Raw genomic sequence first — 16,888 nt, 5'->3', positions numbered from 1 at the left:
TGGGGCCTCGCGCGGTCTCGTCGCGCGGACGACACTGGGAGCATGCGGAAGATCCCCGTGTACTACTACTCCTCGTCATCGAATCTGACGGGGCGTTTCGCGGAGGCTCTGGCGCGCATCGACGGACGGCGCGTGCTGAACCTCGCGCGCAGCGAGGTGCGCCGCAGCGAGCCCACGGGGCCGTGGGTGCTGCTGACGCCCTCGTACAAGGCCGGCAACGCCGCCGAGGTGACGCTGCCGGCGGGAGTGCGCGCGTTTCTGCGCTCGCCGATGACCCGGCGGCGGATGGTGGGGATCATCGGCTCGGGCAACCGCAACTTCGGCGAGTACTACCAGGCCGCCGCACGAGACCTGTCGCAACGGTCGGGCCGGCCCGTGCTGTTCGAGTTCGAGCTGTCGGGCACGCGTGAGGACGTCGAGCGGTGCGCCGCGATCCTCGCGAGCCTCGACGAAGCGCTCGCCGAGGTCCGCAGCACGGGCTGAGCCCGGGACGCTTCTCCCGCCGCGGCGTGCCGCGGTATGTTCGGCAGCGGGAGGACATCATGTCCGAATTCGACACCGTCGTCGTGGGGGCCGGCGTGGCCGGGGTCACCGCGGCGAGACTGCTGACGAAGGCCGGGCACCGCGTCGTCGTGCTGGAGGCGCGCGACCGCGTCGGCGGGCGCGTGTGGACCGACCGCTCCGACGGGTACGTCACCGATCGCGGCGCGTCGTGGATCCACGGGATCGACGACAGCCCGGTGGCCGCGGCCGCCACCGCGTTCGGCATGCGCATGATCGAGTTCACGGTGGGCGGGTATCAGCCCGACAGCCGTCCGATCGCGCATTACGGCCCCGATGGCCGGCGCCTCACCGACGCGGAGGCGGCGGCGTACGTCGCCGATATCCACGCGGTGGATGCCGAGTTGGATGCGGTGATCGTGGCATCCGACGTCACGGCGTCGTATCGCGACGTCACCGACGAGGCGATCGCGCGGCAGGGCTGGTCCGCCGAGCGCGCGCAAAGGGTGCGCGAGTACCTGGAGCACCGGTCGGAGGAGCAGTACGGCGCGTGGATCGAGGACATGGGCGCGCGTGGGCTCGAAGACGACCACGTGTACGGGGACGAGGTCGTCTTCCCCGACGGCTATGACCGGCTGCCGCTAGCGATCGCGGAGGGCCTCGACGTGCGCCTCGGTCACGTCGTCGCGTCGGTGCGGTGGTCATCGCGCGGGGTCACGGTGCGCACGAGCACCGGTGCGGAGTTCACGGCGGACAGCGCGGTCGTGACGGTGCCGGTCGGCGTGCTGCAGTCCGCGGACTTCGCCATCGAGCCGGCGCTGCCGGAGCGGCACGCCGCGGCGCTGTCGCGACTGCGGATGAACGCGTTCGAGAAGGTGTTCCTCCGCTTCTCGCACCGGTTCTGGGACGAGGGCGTCTACGCGATCCGCCAGCAGGGCCCGGAGGGGGCGTGGTGGCACTCCTGGTACGACCTGACAGCACTCCACGACTCCCCCACGCTGCTGACCTTCGCCGCCGGGCCGGCCGCCGTCGCGACACGGGAGTGGACCGACGCGCAGGTCGCCGACTCGGTGCTGGCGCAGCTGCGGCGGCTGTACGGCGACGCGGTGCCGGAGCCCGTCGCGATGCAGCGGACGGCGTGGCAGGACGACCCGTTCAGTCACGGGGCGTACGCGTACATGGCCGTCGGGTCGGTGCCGGCCGACCACGACGATCTCGCCGAGCCGATCGGCGGCGTGCTGCACCTGGCGGGCGAGGCGACGTGGACCGACGACCCCGCCACTGTGCCGGGAGCGCTGCTGTCGGGGCACCGTGCCGCCGAGCGCGTGCTCGGACGCGAGATCCCGATCGCCGACGTCTGGAGCTGATGCCGGTTCGTAGCGTTGATGAATCTATTGTTTTACGATAGATTTCCATCGACTCACGGGAGGCAATGCCATGCATGGAGTGACCATCGCGGTGCTCAAGGTGATGATCGCGCTGTCACTGGCGGGGTCGCTCTTCGTCCAGCTCGTCATGCTGCCGTTGGTGTGGAACGACCTGGCGGATGCCGGGACGCCCGTCCCCGGCCGGATCGTGTTCATCGTGATCTTCGCGGCGGGCATCCTCACCTTGCAGGTGTTCGCGGTGTGCGTGTGGCGCCTGCTGACGCTCGTGCGCCGCGGCGCGGTGTTCTCGGTGCGCTCGTTCCGGTACATCGACATCATCATCGGGGCGATCACCGCAGCATCCGTCCTCACCTTCGCGCTCGCGGTCGCACTTGCGCCCGGCGGTCCCGCGCCGGGACTCGTGGCGCTCATCTGCGGCGGCGCGTTCACGATCGCCGGGGTCGCGCTGCTGGTGGTCGTCATGCGGCGCCTGCTCGCGCAGGCGATCGACCGGGATGCCGAGGCGCAGACGCTCCGCGCCGAGCTCGATGAGGTGGTGTGATGGCGATCGTCGTCGACATCGACGTGATGCTCGCGCGCCGCAAGATGGCCGTCGGAACCCTCGCCGAGCTCGTCGGCATCACCCCGGCTAACCTCGCCGTGCTGAAGAACGGGCGCGCCAAGGCGGTGCGCTTCACGACCCTCGACGCGCTGTGCACGGCGCTGGAGTGCCAGCCCGGCGACCTCCTGCGCTGGGTGCCGGACGACGAAGACTGAGCTCGGCGGGACTACACCGACCAGGCCGTCATCTCCCGGACGCCAAGGCCCTGGTCGAATCCGACGACGCGGTACCGCTCGTAGGCCGTGAGATGGATCGCATGTAGCCCGCCCACGGCTTCGAGCGGGATGACATAGCAGGCGAGGTCACCGCTGATGATGAAGAACTCATCGACGTCGTCGGGATCGTATGTGGTGCGCTCCCTGTGAGTGGTCGAGAGGAAGACCTGCCAGTGACCGTTGCGTCGCGACGTCGTGGTCTTGACCTGCACACGCCGCATGATGCCAGCGCGCCGAACGACGAGATCGTATCGGCTCGGCTCCAGCGGCCAGGCGACGTCGTAGCCGCACAGCGCGTACCACGCGGCCGCCAAGAGCGAACCGGCCCGGGAGAGACGAGTCGCGTCGGGGTGGTGCGGCGGGCCGAGTTCCGCCCTCTGCGTGAGGTGGCGGACATTCAGACCCAGACGCGCCGCATGACCCTTGATCGTCGTGACGGCACGGCCGTCCTCCAGCCCGAGCGCAGCCGCGACCTCGCCCCATTCACAGGCTGCAGCAACAGCGGCACGTAGTTGCGCTTCTGTCCACCGCCGACCGCCACGGAAATGCTCGTAGGCAAGGCCGAGTTGATCGGCATGCGTTCGAACGGACCGCATGGCTCCTGCAGATGTGGCGACGAGTCCGAGCGCACGCAAGACACCGCGCCACGATGTTGACGCCGCCACAGCATCCGCCAGCGCGTCGTCCGAATATGTCCGCGCCCTCACCATACTGAGACGCTACTCTCGGCCACAGACACCGCGCGGAAACGACGAAGCCCTGATGGGAGCATCTCCTCATCAGGGCTTTTCCGTCGGGACGACAGGATTTGAACCTGCGACCCCTAGACCCCCAGTCTAGTGCGCTACCAAGCTGCGCCACGTCCCGGATCCGCCGCCCGCGCGCGGGCAACTCCACCATCCTACCCGCTCGGCGGAGCGCTCGCGAACGCACGCGTCTTCTGCATGTCGGTGACCCGGCGTACCGTCGGAGCATGACAGAGATCGTCATCGCCCCGGCATCCGCCGACCGCTTCGCCGACGCGGAGCACGCCCTCACCGGCGGAGGCGACGGCGCCTCCTGCTGGTGCCAGTGGTGGATGCTGCGCAACAAGGACTTCAACGCCACGACGCACGACGAGCGGCGCGAACTGCTGCGCACCGACCTCGCACAGACTCCGGCATCCGCCCTCATCGCCTATGTCGACGGCGAGCCCGCGGGGTGGGTGAAGGTGTCTCACCGCGCCCTGAGCAGCCCCGCCTCGCGCTCACGAAGGCGTTCCAGCAGTCACCGGAGCCGTTCGACGACACCTCCGTGTGGGCGATCAGCTGCTTCGTCGTGCGCCGCGAGCACCGCGGCGTCGGCCTCGCGAACCAGCTGCTCGGCGCCGCCATCGCCCACGCCACGACCCACGGTGCCCGCGTGATCGAGGGATACCCCGTCGACGTCGACGCGATGAAGACCTCCGCCAACGAGCTCTTCCACGGCGCGCTTTCCAGCTTCCTCGACGCGGGCTTCCATGAGGTGGCTCGCCCCGCGCCGGCACGACCGATCGTGTCGCTGACCGTACGATGACTGCGTGACCCTCGACCCGGCGCATCCCCGCACCCGCCCCGCGTTCGCCGATCGCACCCGCTGGTGGGGCTTCGGACTCTACGCGCTCGTCTCGGCGATCCACATCGTCAGCGGCGTGGTCGGCCCCGACGTCATCGTCTTCCCCACGAAGCTCATGCTCATGCCCGCACTCGCGATCGCCGCACTGTGGGCGCTGCGCGGGTCGTTCGACACCTCCACCGCAACCCGCGCGGCATCCGTCCTGTTCGTCGCGCTCGCTTTCTCGTGGCTCGGCGACGGCGCCGGGTTCTTCTTCCCGTTCCTCGACGACGAGCTGCCTGCAATGCTGCTGTGCTTCGGTCTCGCGCACCTCGCCTACATCCTCCTGTTCCTCCGCTTCCTCCCGCGGCGAGCGGTACCGCGCTGGACCCTGATCTACGTCGTGTGGTGGGTGCTCATGGTCGCGGTCCTGTGGCCGAGCCTCGGCGCCCTCGCGATCGCCGTCGCGCTGTACGGCCTCGTCCTCGGCGGCACGGCGGTCGCTGCGACGCGCGGCGGTGCGATCACGACCGCCGGCGGCGCGTTCTTCCTGGCTTCCGACACGATCCTCGCGCTGCGGCTGTTCCTGCCCGACCAGACCGGCCTCCTCGCCGGCCCCTGGGTCATGCTGACATACACGATCGGGCAGGGGCTGCTCGCCTACGGCATCGTCCGCCTGTTGCGCGAGGAGCCGCGGTGAGCGAATCGGTCAGGGTGGACGCGTGGCTCTGGGCCGTCCGCGTCTACAAGACCCGCTCGGCCGCCACCACCGCCTGCCGCGCCGGCCACGTCCGCATCGGCGGCGACCGCGCCAAAGCCGCACAGCCCGTGCGCATCGGCGACGAGGTGCGCGTGCGGATCGCGGGCTTCGACCGCATCCTCGTCGTGCGCCAGCTGCTCACCAAGCGCGTCGGCGCACCACTGGCCGCCGCGGCCGCCGAGGACCGCACGCCGGTCCGGGAACCCGTCGCCCAGCTCGCCGTCCGCGACCGCGGCGCCGGGCGCCCCACCAAGCGAGAGCGCCGCGACATCGACCGTCTGCGCGGCCGCGACGACCCCGCGCGCTGGGACGGCGACTGACGGGCTGACCTCGGAAGCGGTCGGCGGATGCCGGGCGCAGAGAGCGGATGCCGGGGCGCGAGCCTCAGCGCAGGTCGCGCAGCCAGCCCGCGCCGCGCACCGTCGCGCCCAGGGCGGTGACCCGCGCCGCCAGCTCGCGGTCGCTCGTCACGACGGTCACGGTACGCCCGGCATCGACCAGGCGCGCTGTCTCCGCGACGATCGCGTCGTCCCCCGACCCCGGCGCCCGCACGACCTCGACCCCCGCGCCCGCGTCGGCGTCCACACCCGCACCCGGGTCCGCGGCCACCTCGCGCGCCTGACCCTCGACGACCACCGTGAACGTCGGGAACCACGTGTCCGCCGGCAGCGCGAGCTCCGCGGCATCCGTCCCCTCGCGCGCTCGCACACGAAGACCCTGAAGCAGCCGCGCCGTCGCGCCGGCGCGGTCCTTCCACCATCCGTCGGGCACCGATCCCACGACGTTCGCCGCGTCGACCACGACGGCCGGGTGCACCGCAAGCAGCGCCCGCAGCTGCGGCCACGCCGCCGCGAACCCGGGATGCAGCGGATACGCGTCCACCTCGTCGACCGGCACCCACGCGAGCTCACGGCTCTCCGGGTCGCTGATCACCGGCTCGAACGGCGCCACGACGTCGGCGACCAGCGTCGAGTAGCTCCACACCCCGATGTCGTACACGCTGAGAAGGCGCGGACGCACGGCGGATGCCGGCACCCCGGCCTCTTCGGCTGACTCCCGCAGCGCCGCGTCGCACGCCGACTCTCCCTCGTGCCGCGCGCCGCCGGGCAGCCCCCACGTGTCGCCGAAGTGGCTCCACGAGACGCGATGCTGCAGCAGCACCCCACGGCGAGGGTCGACCGCGAGCAGCCCTGCCGCGCCGAACCGGCCCCAGTACTTCGCGCCGTCCTCGGTCACGACCCACGCATCACCGGGGTCGCGCGGCCCAGACGGGCGGCGCGGCTCACCGGGGGCGGGCGGCACGATCGTCACCCGTTCAGCCTGTCACACCGCGCCGCGCCCGGTACCTCCCGGCGACCATCGCCGTCATCGACGCGTACAGACGCGCCGACCCCGCACCCGTTGCACCCGCACGCCCCGCACCGCACCGCAACCCCCAGGTTATTCACGGCCCGTGTGGTCAGGACACAATCGCGACACGCCACATATAGACGCGACAGCGTGCATTGCCACTACATATTGTGGTCGCACCGCCCCGACAGCCTGAAGAGAGGATCCCCGCTATGACCACCCCCGACTCCCCCGCGCGCGCCGTCGCCGTCAAGAGCACGATCGACGAGTACCTCGCGCGCGCCGACTGGCGCATCAACGCGAATGCGAACCAGGGGTACTCGCTCGGCGGCATGATCCTCAACTCCGCCGGCAAGCTCATCGCGAACTACTGGCTCGACGAGGTGTACGCCGCCGAGGCGGGAACGGCGCACCGCGACGGCGACCTCCACATCCACGACCTCGACGTCTTCGCCGGCTACTGCGCCGGCTGGTCGCTGCGGATGGTGCTCGAGCAGGGGTTCAACGGCGTCGCCGGCAAGATCTCCAGCACTCCCCCGAAGCACCTGTCCAGCGCCCTCGGCCAGCTGGTCAACTTCCTCGGCACCCTCCAGAACGAGTGGGCCGGCGCACAGGCCTTCAGTTCCTTCGACACCTACCTCGCCCCCTACGTCCGCCTCGACGGCCTCACCGACGCCCAGGTCCACCAGGCGATGCAGGAGTTCGTCTACAACCTCAACGTCCCCTCCCGCTGGGGGACGCAGACGCCCTTCACCAACCTCACGTTCGACTGGGTCTGCCCCGACGACCTGCGCGACCAGCATCCCCTCGTCGGCTACGAGGTGCAGCCGTTCACCTACGGCGACCTCGCGCCGGAGATGGCGATGATCAACCGCGCCTTCATCGACGTCTTGACCGCCGGCGACGCCGACGGCCGCGCCTTCACCTTCCCCATCCCGACCTACAACATCACGAAGGACTTCGACTGGGACGGCGAGAACGTCGACGCCCTGTTCGCGATGACCGCGAAGTACGGCCTGCCGTACTTCCAGAACTTCCTCAACTCCGACCTCGACCCGCACATGATCCGGTCGATGTGCTGCCGCCTGCAGCTCGACCTCACCGAGCTCCTCAAACGCGGCAACGGCCTGTTCGGCTCGGCGGAGCAGACCGGCTCCATCGGCGTCGTCACGATCAACTGCGCACGCCTCGGCTTCCTGCACTCCGGGGACGAAAGCGCCGCCCTCGCCCGCCTGGACGAACTGCTCGAGATCTCGCGCGACAGCCTCGAAGCCAAGCGCGCCGTCATCTCGCGCCACCTCGCCGGCGGCCTCTTCCCCTACACGCTGCGCTATCTCGGCACCCTCGACAACCACTTCTCGACGATCGGCGTCAACGGTCTCAACGAGTACGTCCGCAACCTCACCCGCGACGCCGAGGACATCACGACGGATGCCGGGGCCACCCTCGCGATGCGCCTGCTCGATCACGTGCGCACCCGGATCACGCAGTTCCAGCAGCAGACCGGCCACATGTACAACCTGGAGGCGAGCCCCGCCGAAGGCGCCACCTACCGCTTCGCGAAAGAGGACATCGCCCGGTTCACCTCGGGCATGACCGCCCCCGGCGGCATCCGCCACGCTGGAACGACGGCGAACCCGTATTACACCAACTCCTCCCAGTTGCCCGTGGGCTACACGAGCGACCCGTTCCTGGCCATGGCGATGCAGGAGCCGCTGCAGCAGAAATACACCGGAGGCACCGTGCAGCACCTGTATCTCGGCGAGGCGATGGAGTCGGCATCCGCCTGCCGCGAACTCGTGCGCCGATCTCTGGAACGCTTCCGGCTGCCCTACCTGACGATCACGCCGACGTTCTCGATCTGCCCGCAACACGGCTACGTCTCCGGCCATCACGAGACCTGCCCCACGTGCGCCGCCGCGTGCGAGGTGTGGACGCGGGTGATGGGTTACTTCCGGCCCATAGCCGGCTTCAACATCGGCAAGAAGGGCGAAGCTCAGGAGCGGAGATACTTCGTCGCCCCCACCGCGCAGGAGGAGTCATGGTCCGCACCGCTGCAGCCTGTGAGCTGAACATCGCCGGCATCGCGCCGTTCTCGACGGTCGACTGGCCCGACATGATGACCGCGACGGTCTTCTTGCAGGGGTGCCCGTGGAACTGCTTCTACTGCCACAACCCCGCCCTCATCGACCCGAGGGCGGAGGGCGAGATCACCTGGAGCGATGTCACGGACCTCCTCTGCGACCGCATCGGCCTGCTCGACGCGGTCGTCTTCTCCGGCGGCGAACCGACGATGCAGCGGGCCCTGATCCCGGCGATGCGGATGGTGCGGGCGCTCGGGTTCCTTGTGGGCCTGCACACCGGCGGCGCCTACCCGGGGCTCCTCGCCCGCGCGCTGCCGCACGTGGACTGGGTGGGCCTGGACATCAAGGCCCTGCCGTCGGGCTACGCCCAGGTCACCGGCCGCGCGCCCAGCGCCGACGCCGCCTGGCGCTCGCTCGAGCTGGTGCTCGGCAACCGCGTGCTGCGCGCCGGCAGCGACCGGCCGCTCGACATCGAGGTGCGCACGACCGTGCACGCCGCCGCGATCGACGACGACGGGCTGCGCGAGCTCGGCTGCCGCCTCGCCGACGCGGGCGTCGACTGCTGGGCGGTGCAGCGGTTCCGCGAGACGGGCACCCGGCATCCGCTCCCCCGCGTCGGGGATGCCGAGGCGGCACCGCTCCGGCTCGACGACCTCCCCGTCGAGCGTTTCGCGAGTCTCGTCGTGCGCTGAGAAACCACTTCCGCGCCGCCGCGGCCGGGTCAGCGCTGGCGGCGCTCGCGCACCCGCATGTTGGTCACGATCGGCGTGCCCTCGAAACCGAAGATCTCGCGCAGGCGCCGCTGGATGAACCGGCGGTAGCCGGGGTCGAGGAACCCGGTCGTGAACAGCACGAACGTCGGCGGGCGGGTCGAGGCCTGCGTGCCGAAGAGGATGCGGGGCTGCTTGCCGCCGCGCAACGGGTGCGGGTGCTCGGCGACGAGTTCCGCGAGGAACGCGTTGAACTTGCCGGTGGAGATCCGCTGATCCCACGACTCCAGCGCCGTCTCGAGCGCCGGCACGAGCTTGTCGAGGTGACGCCCGGTGCGCGCCGAGATGTTGACGCGCGGCGCCCACGTCACGTGCGCGAGGTCCTGCTCGATCTCGCGCTCGAGGTAGCGGCGCCGGTCGGCGTTCTCCATGTCGTCGTCGTTCAGGCGGTCCCACTTGTTGAACGCCAGCACGAGCGCGCGACCCGACTCGAGCACGAGGTCGATGATGTTGAGGTCCTGCACGCTGATCGACTCCGACACGTCGAGCACGACGACCGCGACCTCGGCCTTCTCGAGGGCCGCCGAGGTCCGCAGCGACGCGTAGAAGTCGGCGCCCTGCTGCAGGTGCACGCGGCGACGGATGCCGGCGGTGTCGACGAACCGCCACAGCTTGCCGCCGAGCTCCACGATCTCGTCGACCGGATCGCGGGTCGTCCCGGCGAGCTCGTTGACGACGACCCGCTCCTCGCCCGCCGCCTTGTTCAGCAGCGACGACTTGCCGACGTTCGGGCGGCCGAGGATCGCGACGCGGCGGGGGCCGCCGAGCTCGGCCTTCGCCACGGCGGAGACCTCCGGCAGCACCTTCATGATCTCGTCGAGCAGGTCCGCGACGCCGCGGCCGTGGATCGCCGAGACGGGGTGCGGCTCGCCGAGACCCAGGTTCCACAGTGCCGCCGCCTCGGGCTCCTGCCGGGCGTCATCGATCTTGTTGGCGACGAGGAAGACCGGCTTGTCCGTCTTGCGCAGGAGCTTCACGACGGCCTCGTCGGTCGCCGTCGCGCCGACCATGGCGTCGACGACGAACAGCACGACGTCGCACAGCTCGATGGCGACCTCGGCCTGCGCCGCCACGGAGCGGTCGATGCCGCGCGCGTCGGGCTCCCACCCGCCGGTGTCGACGAGCGAGAACCGGCGGTCCATCCACTCCGCCTTGTACGTCACCCGGTCGCGGGTGACGCCGGGGGTGTCCTCCACGACGGCTTCGCGGCGGCCGAGGATCCGGTTGACCAGCTGGGACTTGCCGACGTTCGGCCGCCCCACGATCGCGACGACGGGGAGCGCCGGCAGGGTCTGCACGACCTCTCCGCCGGCCGTGAAGCCGGCGAGCAGCTCGTCGTCCTCCTCATCGAGCTCGTAATCCGACAGCGACGCGCGCAGCGCGACGGCGCGCTGATCGGCCAGCTCCTCGTCGAGGTTGGCGAGCTTCTCCTCGAGCTGGTCGGGGCCGGCTTCGTATTCGGCGTCGTCGTGCGTGTTGGCGCTCATCTGCGCTCCCGTCAGTGGGTGTTCCCCGCGGCGACGACGTCGAGGACGGCGGCCACGGTCTGTGCGAAATCGAGGTGGGTCGAGTCGACCACCGTGACGCCGTCCGCGGCGGTGAGGAAGTCGACGACGGTGCTGTCCGCGGCATCCCGTCGGTGCAGCGCCTCGGCGACCGCGGCGGCGTCGTGCGACGTGAGCTCGGCGCTGCGGCGGGCCGCGCGCACCTCGGGAGCGGCGGTGAGGAGGATCCGCACCGGCGCGTCGGGGGCGACGACGGTCGTGATGTCGCGGCCCTCCACGACGACGCCCGGGAGTCCCGATTCCGCCACGAGCGCCCGGAACAGCTCGGTCACCTGCGCGCGCACCGCGGGCACCCGCGCGACGCCGCTGACGGCGTCGGACACCCGCGGCTCGCGGATCGCGTCCGTCACATCCGTCTCCCCGACCCGCACCCAGTAGTCGTCGGGGTCGAGCGAGATGGCGTAGGGGAACTCCGCCGCAGCGGCGAGGACGGCGCCCGGGTCGGCGGTGTCGGCATCCTGCGCCAACGCGTGCCACGCAAGGGCGCGGTAGGCGGCGCCGGTGTCGAGATAGCCGTAGCCGAGCTCGCGCGCGACCTGCTTGGAGACGCTCGACTTGCCCGAGCCGGCGGGGCCGTCGATGGCGATGGTGACCGGCGCGGCACCGGTCTCGGCAGATGACGAAAGGGTCATGAGGGGATGCTCGCGATCTTCCAGCCGCGCTCGGCGAGGCCTTCTTCGGCGTGGCGGAGCACGCTCGGGGTGACGCTGATCTCGGCGAGGCCGAACTGGGCACCCGGGGAGTGCTCGAGCCGCAGGTCCTCGACGTTGACGCCGAGCTCGCCCAGCTCGCCGAACAGGCGGCCGAGCTGACCGGGCGTGTCATCGACCATGACCACGAGGCTCTCGAAGCGGCGGTTCTGCCCGTGCTTGCCGGGCAGCCGCTCCACGCCGTCGTTGCCGCGGCGGATCGTGTCGGCGACGGCGCGGCGGGCGCCGGGCTGCTCCGGCGCGCGGAGCGCGTCGGCGACGGCGCGCAGGTCGTCCGCGAGCGCGTCGAGCACGTCGACGACCGGCGCGGCGTTCGCGCCGAGGATCTGCACCCACAGTTCGGGGGCGGACGCGGCGATGCGCGTCGTGTCGCGCACCCCCTGACCTGCGAGCCGCAGCGACCCGTCGGGCGCGTCGACGAACCGCCCGGCCAGGAGCGAGGCGACCAGTTGCGGCACGTGCGAGACGAGCGCGACGGCGCGGTCGTGCTCCTCGGGCGTCATCTCGATGGGCGTCGCCCCGAGGTCGAGCGCGAGTCCTTCGACGAGGGCGAGGTCGGATGCCGGGGTCTCCCCGTCGCGGCAGACCACCCACGGGCGGCCGACGAAGATGTCGGCGCGGGCGGAGATCGCCCCGCCGCGCTCGCGACCGGCCAGCGGATGCGAGCCGATGTAGTGGGTGAGGTCGACCCCGCGGGCGCGCAGTTCGCGCAGTGGTTCGAGCTTCACGCTCGCGACGTCGGTCACGACGGCGCCGGGGTAGGACGCCAGCTCGCGCTCGACGACGTCGGCGACGACATCGGGGGGCGTCGCGACGACGATGAGTCCCGGCCGGTCATCGTCCGCGGCGGCACGCCCGGCGCCGTAGTCGATCGCCAGGCGCAGCTGCGCGGGCGAAGCGTCGGCGAGGACGACGTCGACGCCGAGGCCGCGCAGCGCATGGCCGATGCTCGACCCGAGCAGGCCGGCTCCGACGACGCGCACCGTCCCCGACGTGCGCGCGGCGCGCGGACGCGCCTCGGCGGCGGTGGTATCGGTCACGGCGTCACTCAGTCATGCTCGGGGTCGGGGGTGCTGCGGCGCGCGATCGTCAGCAGCGCACCGCGTTCCACTGTAGTCAACTCGCGTGCGCGCCCCGCCGGGAGGGTTCCCAGGTGCAGGGGGCCGAACTGGCGCCGCACGAGGTCGACGACGGGGTGGCCGACCTCGGCCATCATGCGGCGCACGATCCGGTTGCGGCCGGAGTGCAGCGTGAGCTCGACGAGACTCGTCCCGCCCTCCGTGCCGAGCAGCCGCGCCTTGTCGGCGGCGATCGGCCCGTCCTCCAGCTCGATGCCCTTCACCAGTCGTGCGATCGTCTGCGCCGTCACCCGCCCGTCGACTTTCGCGATGTACACCTTCGTCACCCCGAACGAGGGGTGGGCGAGCACGTGCGCGAGGTCGCCGTCGTTCGTCAGCACGAGCAGGCCGCTGGTCTCGGCATCCAGCCGCCCCACGTTGTAGAGCCGCTCCGGCCACTCCCGCGTGTAGCGGCGCAGGTCGGGGCGGCCCTGCTCGTCCTTCATCGACGACACGACGCCCGTCGGCTTGTTCAGCATGATGTAGCGCTTGGTGGCGTCGAGCTGGATCGCGGTGCCGTCGACGTCGACGAGGTCGGATGCCGGGTCGATGCGCGTGCCGAGCTCGGTGACGACCTGCCCGTTCACGCGCACGCGCCCCTCGACGATGTACTGCTCGCAGACGCGGCGCGAGGCCACCCCGGCGTTCGCGAGCACTTTCTGCAGCCGGACGCCCTCGGCATCCGCCGGATTCTGCGCGCTCATCGGAGGGTCTCCGCGTCGAAGCCGTCCGACCCGTCGTCGAGCAGCGGCGAGATGTGCGGCAGCTCGTCGAGCGAGTTGATGCCGAGGTTCACCAGCAGCGCGTCGGTCGTGCCGTAGTTGATGGCACCGGTCTCCGGATCGGTGAACAGCTCGGTGATGAGGCCGCGGGCGACGAGCGTGCGGACGACGGAGTCGACGTTGACGGCGCGGATGGAGGCGACCTGACTGCGGGTGACGGGCTGCTTGTAGGCGATGACGGCGAGGGTCTCCAGCGCCGCCTGTGAAAGCCGGCTGGGGGCCTGGGCGTTCACGAACTCGCTCACGAGATCGTCGTGCTCCTCCCGCACGTAGAGCCGCCAGCCGCCGCCCACCTCGCGCAGCTCGAACCCGCGGCGCGGACCGCCGGTCTCGCCGTCGTAGTCGGCGACGAGCCCCGCGACGGCCTGGCGCACGGCGGGCACCGGCGAGCCGACCGCGGCGGCGAGCGCCACGAGGCTCTGCGGCTCGTCGACGACGAGGAGGATCGCCTCCAGCCGTCGTGCGATGTCGACGGGCTGCTGCGAGCGCGGCGGGGTGTCGTCGGCGATGTCGGTGACGTCAGCGGTCATAGTCGGCTCCCAGGGTGGCGAGGTTCTCTTCGGACCAGCGCTCGGCGGTCCAGCGCAGGGTCAGCTCGCCGAGCGGCTCAAGCTGCTCGAACGAGAGGGCGGCGTGGCGGTAGAGCTCCAGCACGGCGAGGAACCGGGCCACGACGACGCCGGTCTGCGTCACCCCGGCGACGAGCTCGCGGAAGTTCAGCGTCCCCGCGTCGCGCAGCAGCGTCACGACGACGGCCGCCTGCTCGCGGATCGACACGAGCGGCGCGTGCAGATGGTCCAGCCCGACATGCGGGATCTCCTTGGGCGCGAAGGCGAGCATCGCGAGCGCCGCGAAGTCCTCCTTCGACAGCGTCCAGACGAGCTCGGGCACGGCCGTGCGGTACTTCTCGTCGAGGCGGACCGAGCGCACGTGCCGGCGGTCTTCGCGGCGCAGGCTCCGCTCGAACCAGGCCGACACCTCCTTGAACGCGCGGTACTGCAGCAGCCGCGCGAACAGCAGGTCGCGCGCCTCGAGGAGGGCGACCGACTCGGCATCCACCAGCTCTCCCTGCGGCAGCAGCCCCGCCACCTTCATGTCGAGGAGGGTCGCCGCCACGACGAGGAACTCGGACGCCTGTTCCAGCTCCTCCTCGGCATCCAGGCCCTTCAGGTACGAGATGAACTCGTCGGTGACTTTGCTGAGCGCGATCTCGGTGATGTCGAGCTCATGCTTGCCGAGCAGGGTCAGCAGCAGGTCGAACGGACCGTCGAAGTTGCCGAGCGAGACGCGGAACCCCTCGGCAGGCTCGGGGGTCGGGGTGGCGGGCTCGTGCGACGGGCGAGCCGGGTCGGACGCCTCGTCGGCCGTTGCGGGTGCGGAAGGATCAGGCGACGGCGCCACGGGCGACCAGCTCCCGCGCCAGCCGCAGGTAGGCCTGGGCCGCGGCGTGCTCCGGCGCGAACGTCGTGATGGGAACGCCCGAGACCGAGGCGTCGGGGAACTTCACCGTCCGCCCGATGACGGTCTCCAGCACGTCGTCGCCGAACGCCTCCACGACTCGCTCCAGCACCTCGCGGGAGTGCAGCGTGCGGGGGTCGTACATCGTGGCGAGGACGCCGTCGAGCTCGATCGACGGGTTCAGCCGGTCGCGCACCTTGTCGATCGTCTCGATCAGCAGCGCCACGCCGCGCAGCGCGAAGAACTCGCACTCCAGCGGGATGAGCACGCCGTGGCTCGCGGTGAGCGCGTTGACGGTCAGCAGGCCGAGCGAAGGCTGGCAGTCGACGAGGATGACGTCGTACTCCTCCGCGACCTTGCGCAGCACGCGCGCGAGGATCGTCTCGCGGGCGACCTCGTTCACGAGGTGCACCTCGGCGGCGGAGAGGTCGATGTTGGCGGGGATGACGTCGAGGCCCTCGACCGAGGTGTGCACGATCACCTCGTGCGGGTCGCGCTTGGTGTCCAGCAGCAGGTCGTAGATCGTCGGGACGTCGTGCGTCGCGATGCCGAGACCGGCCGACAGTGCGCCCTGCGGATCGAAGTCGACGGCGAGCACCTTGCGCCCATACTGCGCGAGGGAGGCGGCCAGGTTGATGGTCGTGGTCGTCTTGCCGACGCCGCCCTTCTGGTTGCAGAGAGAGATGATGCGGGCGGGGCCGTGGCCCGTGAGCGGCGGCGGGGTCGGGAAGCCGTGATAGGGCCGGCCTGTGGGCCCCATCGGGATGTCTTCCGAGGAGGCCTTCTTCGTCCCCCGCGCCTTGTCCGTCACCGACACTCCTGCCTTCTTTCGCGTCTGACCGATTCTCGCACAGCGGCCGGGCCGTGCCCGGCCGGACGCGCGGCGGAGCACCCGTGCGACGTGCGCGGGACCGGCGCGGGACCGGCGGGCTCAGCGGCCGATGTCGCGGAGGGTGTCCGCGTCGGCGAGGCCCGCGTGCAGCCGCCCGCCGGCGATGAGGGTGGGGATCGCGACGGTCTGGATGTCGTCCTCGACGACGCGCCGCGTGTGCGCGAGGGTCTCGGCGACGGCGTCGGATGCCGCGAGCCGGTCGATCGCCGTGACCTCCGCGTCCGTGTAGCCGGCGTCGCGGAGCCAGTCCTGCAGCCGGGCGCGGGCGTCGTCGGCATCCGCCTCGTTCATCCACTCCTGCCAGCCGGTGCCCCCCGCGTTCTGGCCCGTGAACAGCTGCTCGAGGATGTACCAGTCGCCGGTGGTGCCGGACAGTCCCGCGCGCTCGGCCTCGAAGGCCTGCGTCGCGGCGAGGTAGGACGCGACGAGGGGCGAGTTGGGGAACTTCGATCCGAACCCCGACGAGATCGGGTAGGCGAGGTAGGTCACGTTGTGGGTGTCGGCGAAGCCGGACTCCTCGATGTTGCGGAACAGCTCGGCGCAGAACCGGCAGCCCGGGTCGAGCACCTCGAGAGCGACCGGCAGGCCGTCCCGGTAGCCGCCGAGGTACGTCGCGTTCGCGGCGGTGTACTCCGCGGCATCCCACGTCTTCAGTCGACTCGGGATCGCGGCGATGGTCTGCCCGACCGAGCCGAACTCGTTGCCGAACGCACCGAACACGTCGCCGCGGCCGATCGACTCCCAGAACCCCGGCGTCTCGCTGCCGATGGAGCACGCCTCGGCGGCGAGCGCGCACGACTGGGTGTCCTGCTTGTCGCACGTGCCGTAGACGAAGAGGTTCAGGCCGGAGCGGCCGAGCAGGTACAGGCTCACGATCAGCGAGAGCACCATGACCCACGCGACGACCTCGATCGCGATGCTCGCGGGCTTGACCAGTGCGGGCGCCCGCACGGCGAGCGGCGCGAGCAGGGAGCTCTTCACGTCGTCGCGGAACGAGGTGTCGCACGGACGGAGCGTCACACGGCGGGCGAAGCATCCCCACGCACGGCCCAGAAGCCGGCGGTACTTCGCCGACACCGCGGACAGCACGAGCACCACGACGAAGGCGACGATGCAGACCAT

At 71.0% G+C, this 16,888-nt stretch carries 19 protein-coding genes and 1 tRNA gene; 9 read left to right on the top strand and 11 right to left on the bottom strand.

Annotated elements, in window-relative coordinates:
• The first annotated feature begins 42 nt into the window (after positions 1-42).
• The 4 genes from nrdI (at position 43) to ACPYN4_RS02880 (ending at position 2,645) form a co-directional block, all read left to right on the top strand.
• Positions 43-483, top strand: a complete 441-nt coding sequence (gene nrdI / locus ACPYN4_RS02895; protein WP_076691077.1) for a class Ib ribonucleoside-diphosphate reductase assembly flavoprotein NrdI — start codon at positions 43-45, stop codon at positions 481-483.
• A 26-nt stretch (positions 484-509) separates the two neighbouring features.
• Positions 510-1,868 carry a flavin monoamine oxidase family protein gene (locus tag ACPYN4_RS02890; RefSeq protein ID WP_424445557.1) on the top strand — a complete coding sequence of 453 codons (1,359 nt, stop codon included), beginning with the start codon at positions 510-512 and terminating at the stop codon, positions 1,866-1,868.
• A gap of 70 nt (positions 1,869-1,938) precedes the next feature.
• Entirely contained in the window at positions 1,939-2,430 is a 492-nt protein-coding gene (locus ACPYN4_RS02885; RefSeq protein ID WP_424445556.1) for a DUF2975 domain-containing protein, read from the top strand.
• The gene (locus tag ACPYN4_RS02880) at positions 2,430-2,645 is read left to right on the top strand and encodes a helix-turn-helix domain-containing protein (RefSeq protein ID WP_281652053.1); all 216 of its coding nucleotides are present in this window, start codon (positions 2,430-2,432) and stop codon (positions 2,643-2,645) included. The genes ACPYN4_RS02885 and ACPYN4_RS02880 overlap by 1 nt, the downstream gene beginning before the upstream one ends.
• An 11-nt stretch (positions 2,646-2,656) precedes the next feature.
• Here ACPYN4_RS02880 and ACPYN4_RS02875 read toward each other — a convergent pair whose 3' ends face one another.
• Positions 2,657-3,415 carry a group I intron-associated PD-(D/E)XK endonuclease gene (locus ACPYN4_RS02875; RefSeq protein WP_239280316.1) on the bottom strand — a complete coding sequence of 253 codons (759 nt, stop codon included), beginning with the start codon at positions 3,413-3,415 and terminating at the stop codon, positions 2,657-2,659.
• Between the two features lie 83 nt (positions 3,416-3,498).
• Positions 3,499-3,572 (bottom strand) — tRNA-Pro (locus ACPYN4_RS02870).
• A 333-nt stretch (positions 3,573-3,905) separates the two neighbouring features.
• Between ACPYN4_RS02870 and ACPYN4_RS02865 the strand changes: the two genes are divergently transcribed.
• The 3 genes from ACPYN4_RS02865 to ACPYN4_RS02855 are packed head-to-tail and all read left to right on the top strand — an operon-like array spanning position 3,906 to position 5,357.
• Complete coding sequence (locus ACPYN4_RS02865) at positions 3,906-4,259, top strand: GNAT family N-acetyltransferase (RefSeq protein WP_348649235.1); 354 nt, start codon at positions 3,906-3,908, stop codon at positions 4,257-4,259.
• Positions 4,260-4,263: 4 nt separating this feature from the next.
• On the top strand, positions 4,264-4,977 hold the full coding sequence (locus tag ACPYN4_RS02860) for a lysoplasmalogenase (RefSeq protein WP_281652051.1): 714 nt from the start codon (positions 4,264-4,266) through the stop codon (positions 4,975-4,977).
• Positions 4,974-5,357 (top strand): RNA-binding S4 domain-containing protein, encoded by a 384-nt coding sequence (locus ACPYN4_RS02855; RefSeq protein ID WP_239280320.1) that lies wholly within the window; start codon positions 4,974-4,976, stop codon positions 5,355-5,357. Before ACPYN4_RS02860 ends, ACPYN4_RS02855 begins: the two co-directional genes overlap by 4 nt.
• Positions 5,358-5,421: 64 nt before the next feature.
• On the opposite strand, the gene ACPYN4_RS02850 is transcribed toward ACPYN4_RS02855, so the two are convergent.
• Positions 5,422-6,348 (bottom strand): NUDIX domain-containing protein, encoded by a 927-nt coding sequence (locus ACPYN4_RS02850; RefSeq protein ID WP_424445555.1) that lies wholly within the window; start codon positions 6,346-6,348, stop codon positions 5,422-5,424.
• Between the two features lie 251 nt (positions 6,349-6,599).
• Here ACPYN4_RS02850 and ACPYN4_RS02845 point away from each other — a divergent pair, with 251 nt between their 5' ends.
• Both ACPYN4_RS02845 and ACPYN4_RS02840 read left to right on the top strand, forming a co-directional pair.
• A complete protein-coding gene (locus tag ACPYN4_RS02845) occupies positions 6,600-8,459 on the top strand; it encodes a ribonucleoside triphosphate reductase (RefSeq protein ID WP_287271194.1) in 1,860 nt (619 codons plus the stop codon).
• Complete coding sequence (locus tag ACPYN4_RS02840; RefSeq protein WP_424445554.1) at positions 8,429-9,163, top strand: anaerobic ribonucleoside-triphosphate reductase activating protein; 735 nt, start codon at positions 8,429-8,431, stop codon at positions 9,161-9,163. Before ACPYN4_RS02845 ends, ACPYN4_RS02840 begins: the two co-directional genes overlap by 31 nt.
• 29 nt (positions 9,164-9,192) lie before the next feature.
• On the opposite strand, the gene der is transcribed toward ACPYN4_RS02840, so the two are convergent.
• The 8 genes from der to ACPYN4_RS02800 form a co-directional block, all read right to left on the bottom strand.
• Positions 9,193-10,728: a ribosome biogenesis GTPase Der gene (gene der / locus ACPYN4_RS02835; protein WP_312678068.1), complete on the bottom strand. Its 1,536-nt coding sequence runs from the start codon at positions 10,726-10,728 to the stop codon at positions 9,193-9,195.
• An 11-nt stretch (positions 10,729-10,739) separates the two neighbouring features.
• The gene (gene cmk, locus ACPYN4_RS02830) at positions 10,740-11,438 is read right to left on the bottom strand and encodes a (d)CMP kinase (RefSeq protein ID WP_315551785.1); all 699 of its coding nucleotides are present in this window, start codon (positions 11,436-11,438) and stop codon (positions 10,740-10,742) included.
• The gene (locus ACPYN4_RS02825) at positions 11,435-12,556 is read right to left on the bottom strand and encodes a prephenate dehydrogenase (protein ID WP_239280330.1); all 1,122 of its coding nucleotides are present in this window, start codon (positions 12,554-12,556) and stop codon (positions 11,435-11,437) included. Before ACPYN4_RS02825 ends, cmk begins: the two co-directional genes overlap by 4 nt.
• A gap of 8 nt (positions 12,557-12,564) precedes the next feature.
• Entirely contained in the window at positions 12,565-13,338 is a 774-nt protein-coding gene (locus ACPYN4_RS02820; RefSeq protein WP_239280332.1) for a pseudouridine synthase, read from the bottom strand.
• Complete coding sequence (gene scpB, locus ACPYN4_RS02815) at positions 13,335-13,946, bottom strand: SMC-Scp complex subunit ScpB (protein ID WP_239280334.1); 612 nt, start codon at positions 13,944-13,946, stop codon at positions 13,335-13,337. Before scpB ends, ACPYN4_RS02820 begins: the two co-directional genes overlap by 4 nt.
• Positions 13,936-14,817, bottom strand: a complete 882-nt coding sequence (locus ACPYN4_RS02810) for a segregation and condensation protein A (protein WP_281652044.1) — start codon at positions 14,815-14,817, stop codon at positions 13,936-13,938. Before ACPYN4_RS02810 ends, scpB begins: the two co-directional genes overlap by 11 nt.
• A complete protein-coding gene (locus ACPYN4_RS02805) occupies positions 14,801-15,634 on the bottom strand; it encodes a ParA family protein (RefSeq protein WP_315551804.1) in 834 nt (277 codons plus the stop codon). Before ACPYN4_RS02805 ends, ACPYN4_RS02810 begins: the two co-directional genes overlap by 17 nt.
• Positions 15,635-15,805: 171 nt before the next feature.
• Positions 15,806-16,888, bottom strand: coding sequence for a hypothetical protein (locus ACPYN4_RS02800; RefSeq protein WP_315551788.1), 1,083 nt, complete (start codon positions 16,886-16,888; stop codon positions 15,806-15,808).

The organism is Microbacterium sp. CH-015, assembly GCF_049707015.1.
Taxonomy (GTDB): Bacteria; Actinomycetota; Actinomycetes; order Actinomycetales; family Microbacteriaceae; genus Microbacterium; species Microbacterium aurum.
Note: the sequence above shows the minus strand (reverse complement) of the source record. Positions and strands in the feature narration are given on the sequence as shown.

Coding starts and splice junctions, on each gene's coding strand:
- nrdI (WP_076691077.1), top strand. CDS start 43: ATGCGGAAGATCCCCGTGTACTACTACTCCTCGTCATCGAATCTGACG.
- ACPYN4_RS02885 (WP_424445556.1), top strand. CDS start 1,939: ATGCATGGAGTGACCATCGCGGTGCTCAAGGTGATGATCGCGCTGTCA.
- ACPYN4_RS02880 (WP_281652053.1), top strand. CDS start 2,430: ATGGCGATCGTCGTCGACATCGACGTGATGCTCGCGCGCCGCAAGATG.
- ACPYN4_RS02875 (WP_239280316.1), bottom strand. CDS start 3,415: ATGGTGAGGGCGCGGACATATTCGGACGACGCGCTGGCGGATGCTGTG.
- ACPYN4_RS02845 (WP_287271194.1), top strand. CDS start 6,600: ATGACCACCCCCGACTCCCCCGCGCGCGCCGTCGCCGTCAAGAGCACG.
- ACPYN4_RS02840 (WP_424445554.1), top strand. CDS start 8,429: ATGGTCCGCACCGCTGCAGCCTGTGAGCTGAACATCGCCGGCATCGCG.
- der (WP_312678068.1), bottom strand. CDS start 10,728: ATGAGCGCCAACACGCACGACGACGCCGAATACGAAGCCGGCCCCGAC.
- cmk (WP_315551785.1), bottom strand. CDS start 11,438: ATGACCCTTTCGTCATCTGCCGAGACCGGTGCCGCGCCGGTCACCATC.
- ACPYN4_RS02820 (WP_239280332.1), bottom strand. CDS start 13,338: ATGAGCGCGCAGAATCCGGCGGATGCCGAGGGCGTCCGGCTGCAGAAA.
- scpB (WP_239280334.1), bottom strand. CDS start 13,946: ATGACCGCTGACGTCACCGACATCGCCGACGACACCCCGCCGCGCTCG.
- ACPYN4_RS02805 (WP_315551804.1), bottom strand. CDS start 15,634: ATGGGGCCCACAGGCCGGCCCTATCACGGCTTCCCGACCCCGCCGCCG.
- ACPYN4_RS02800 (WP_315551788.1), bottom strand. CDS start 16,888: ATGGTCTGCATCGTCGCCTTCGTCGTGGTGCTCGTGCTGTCCGCGGTG.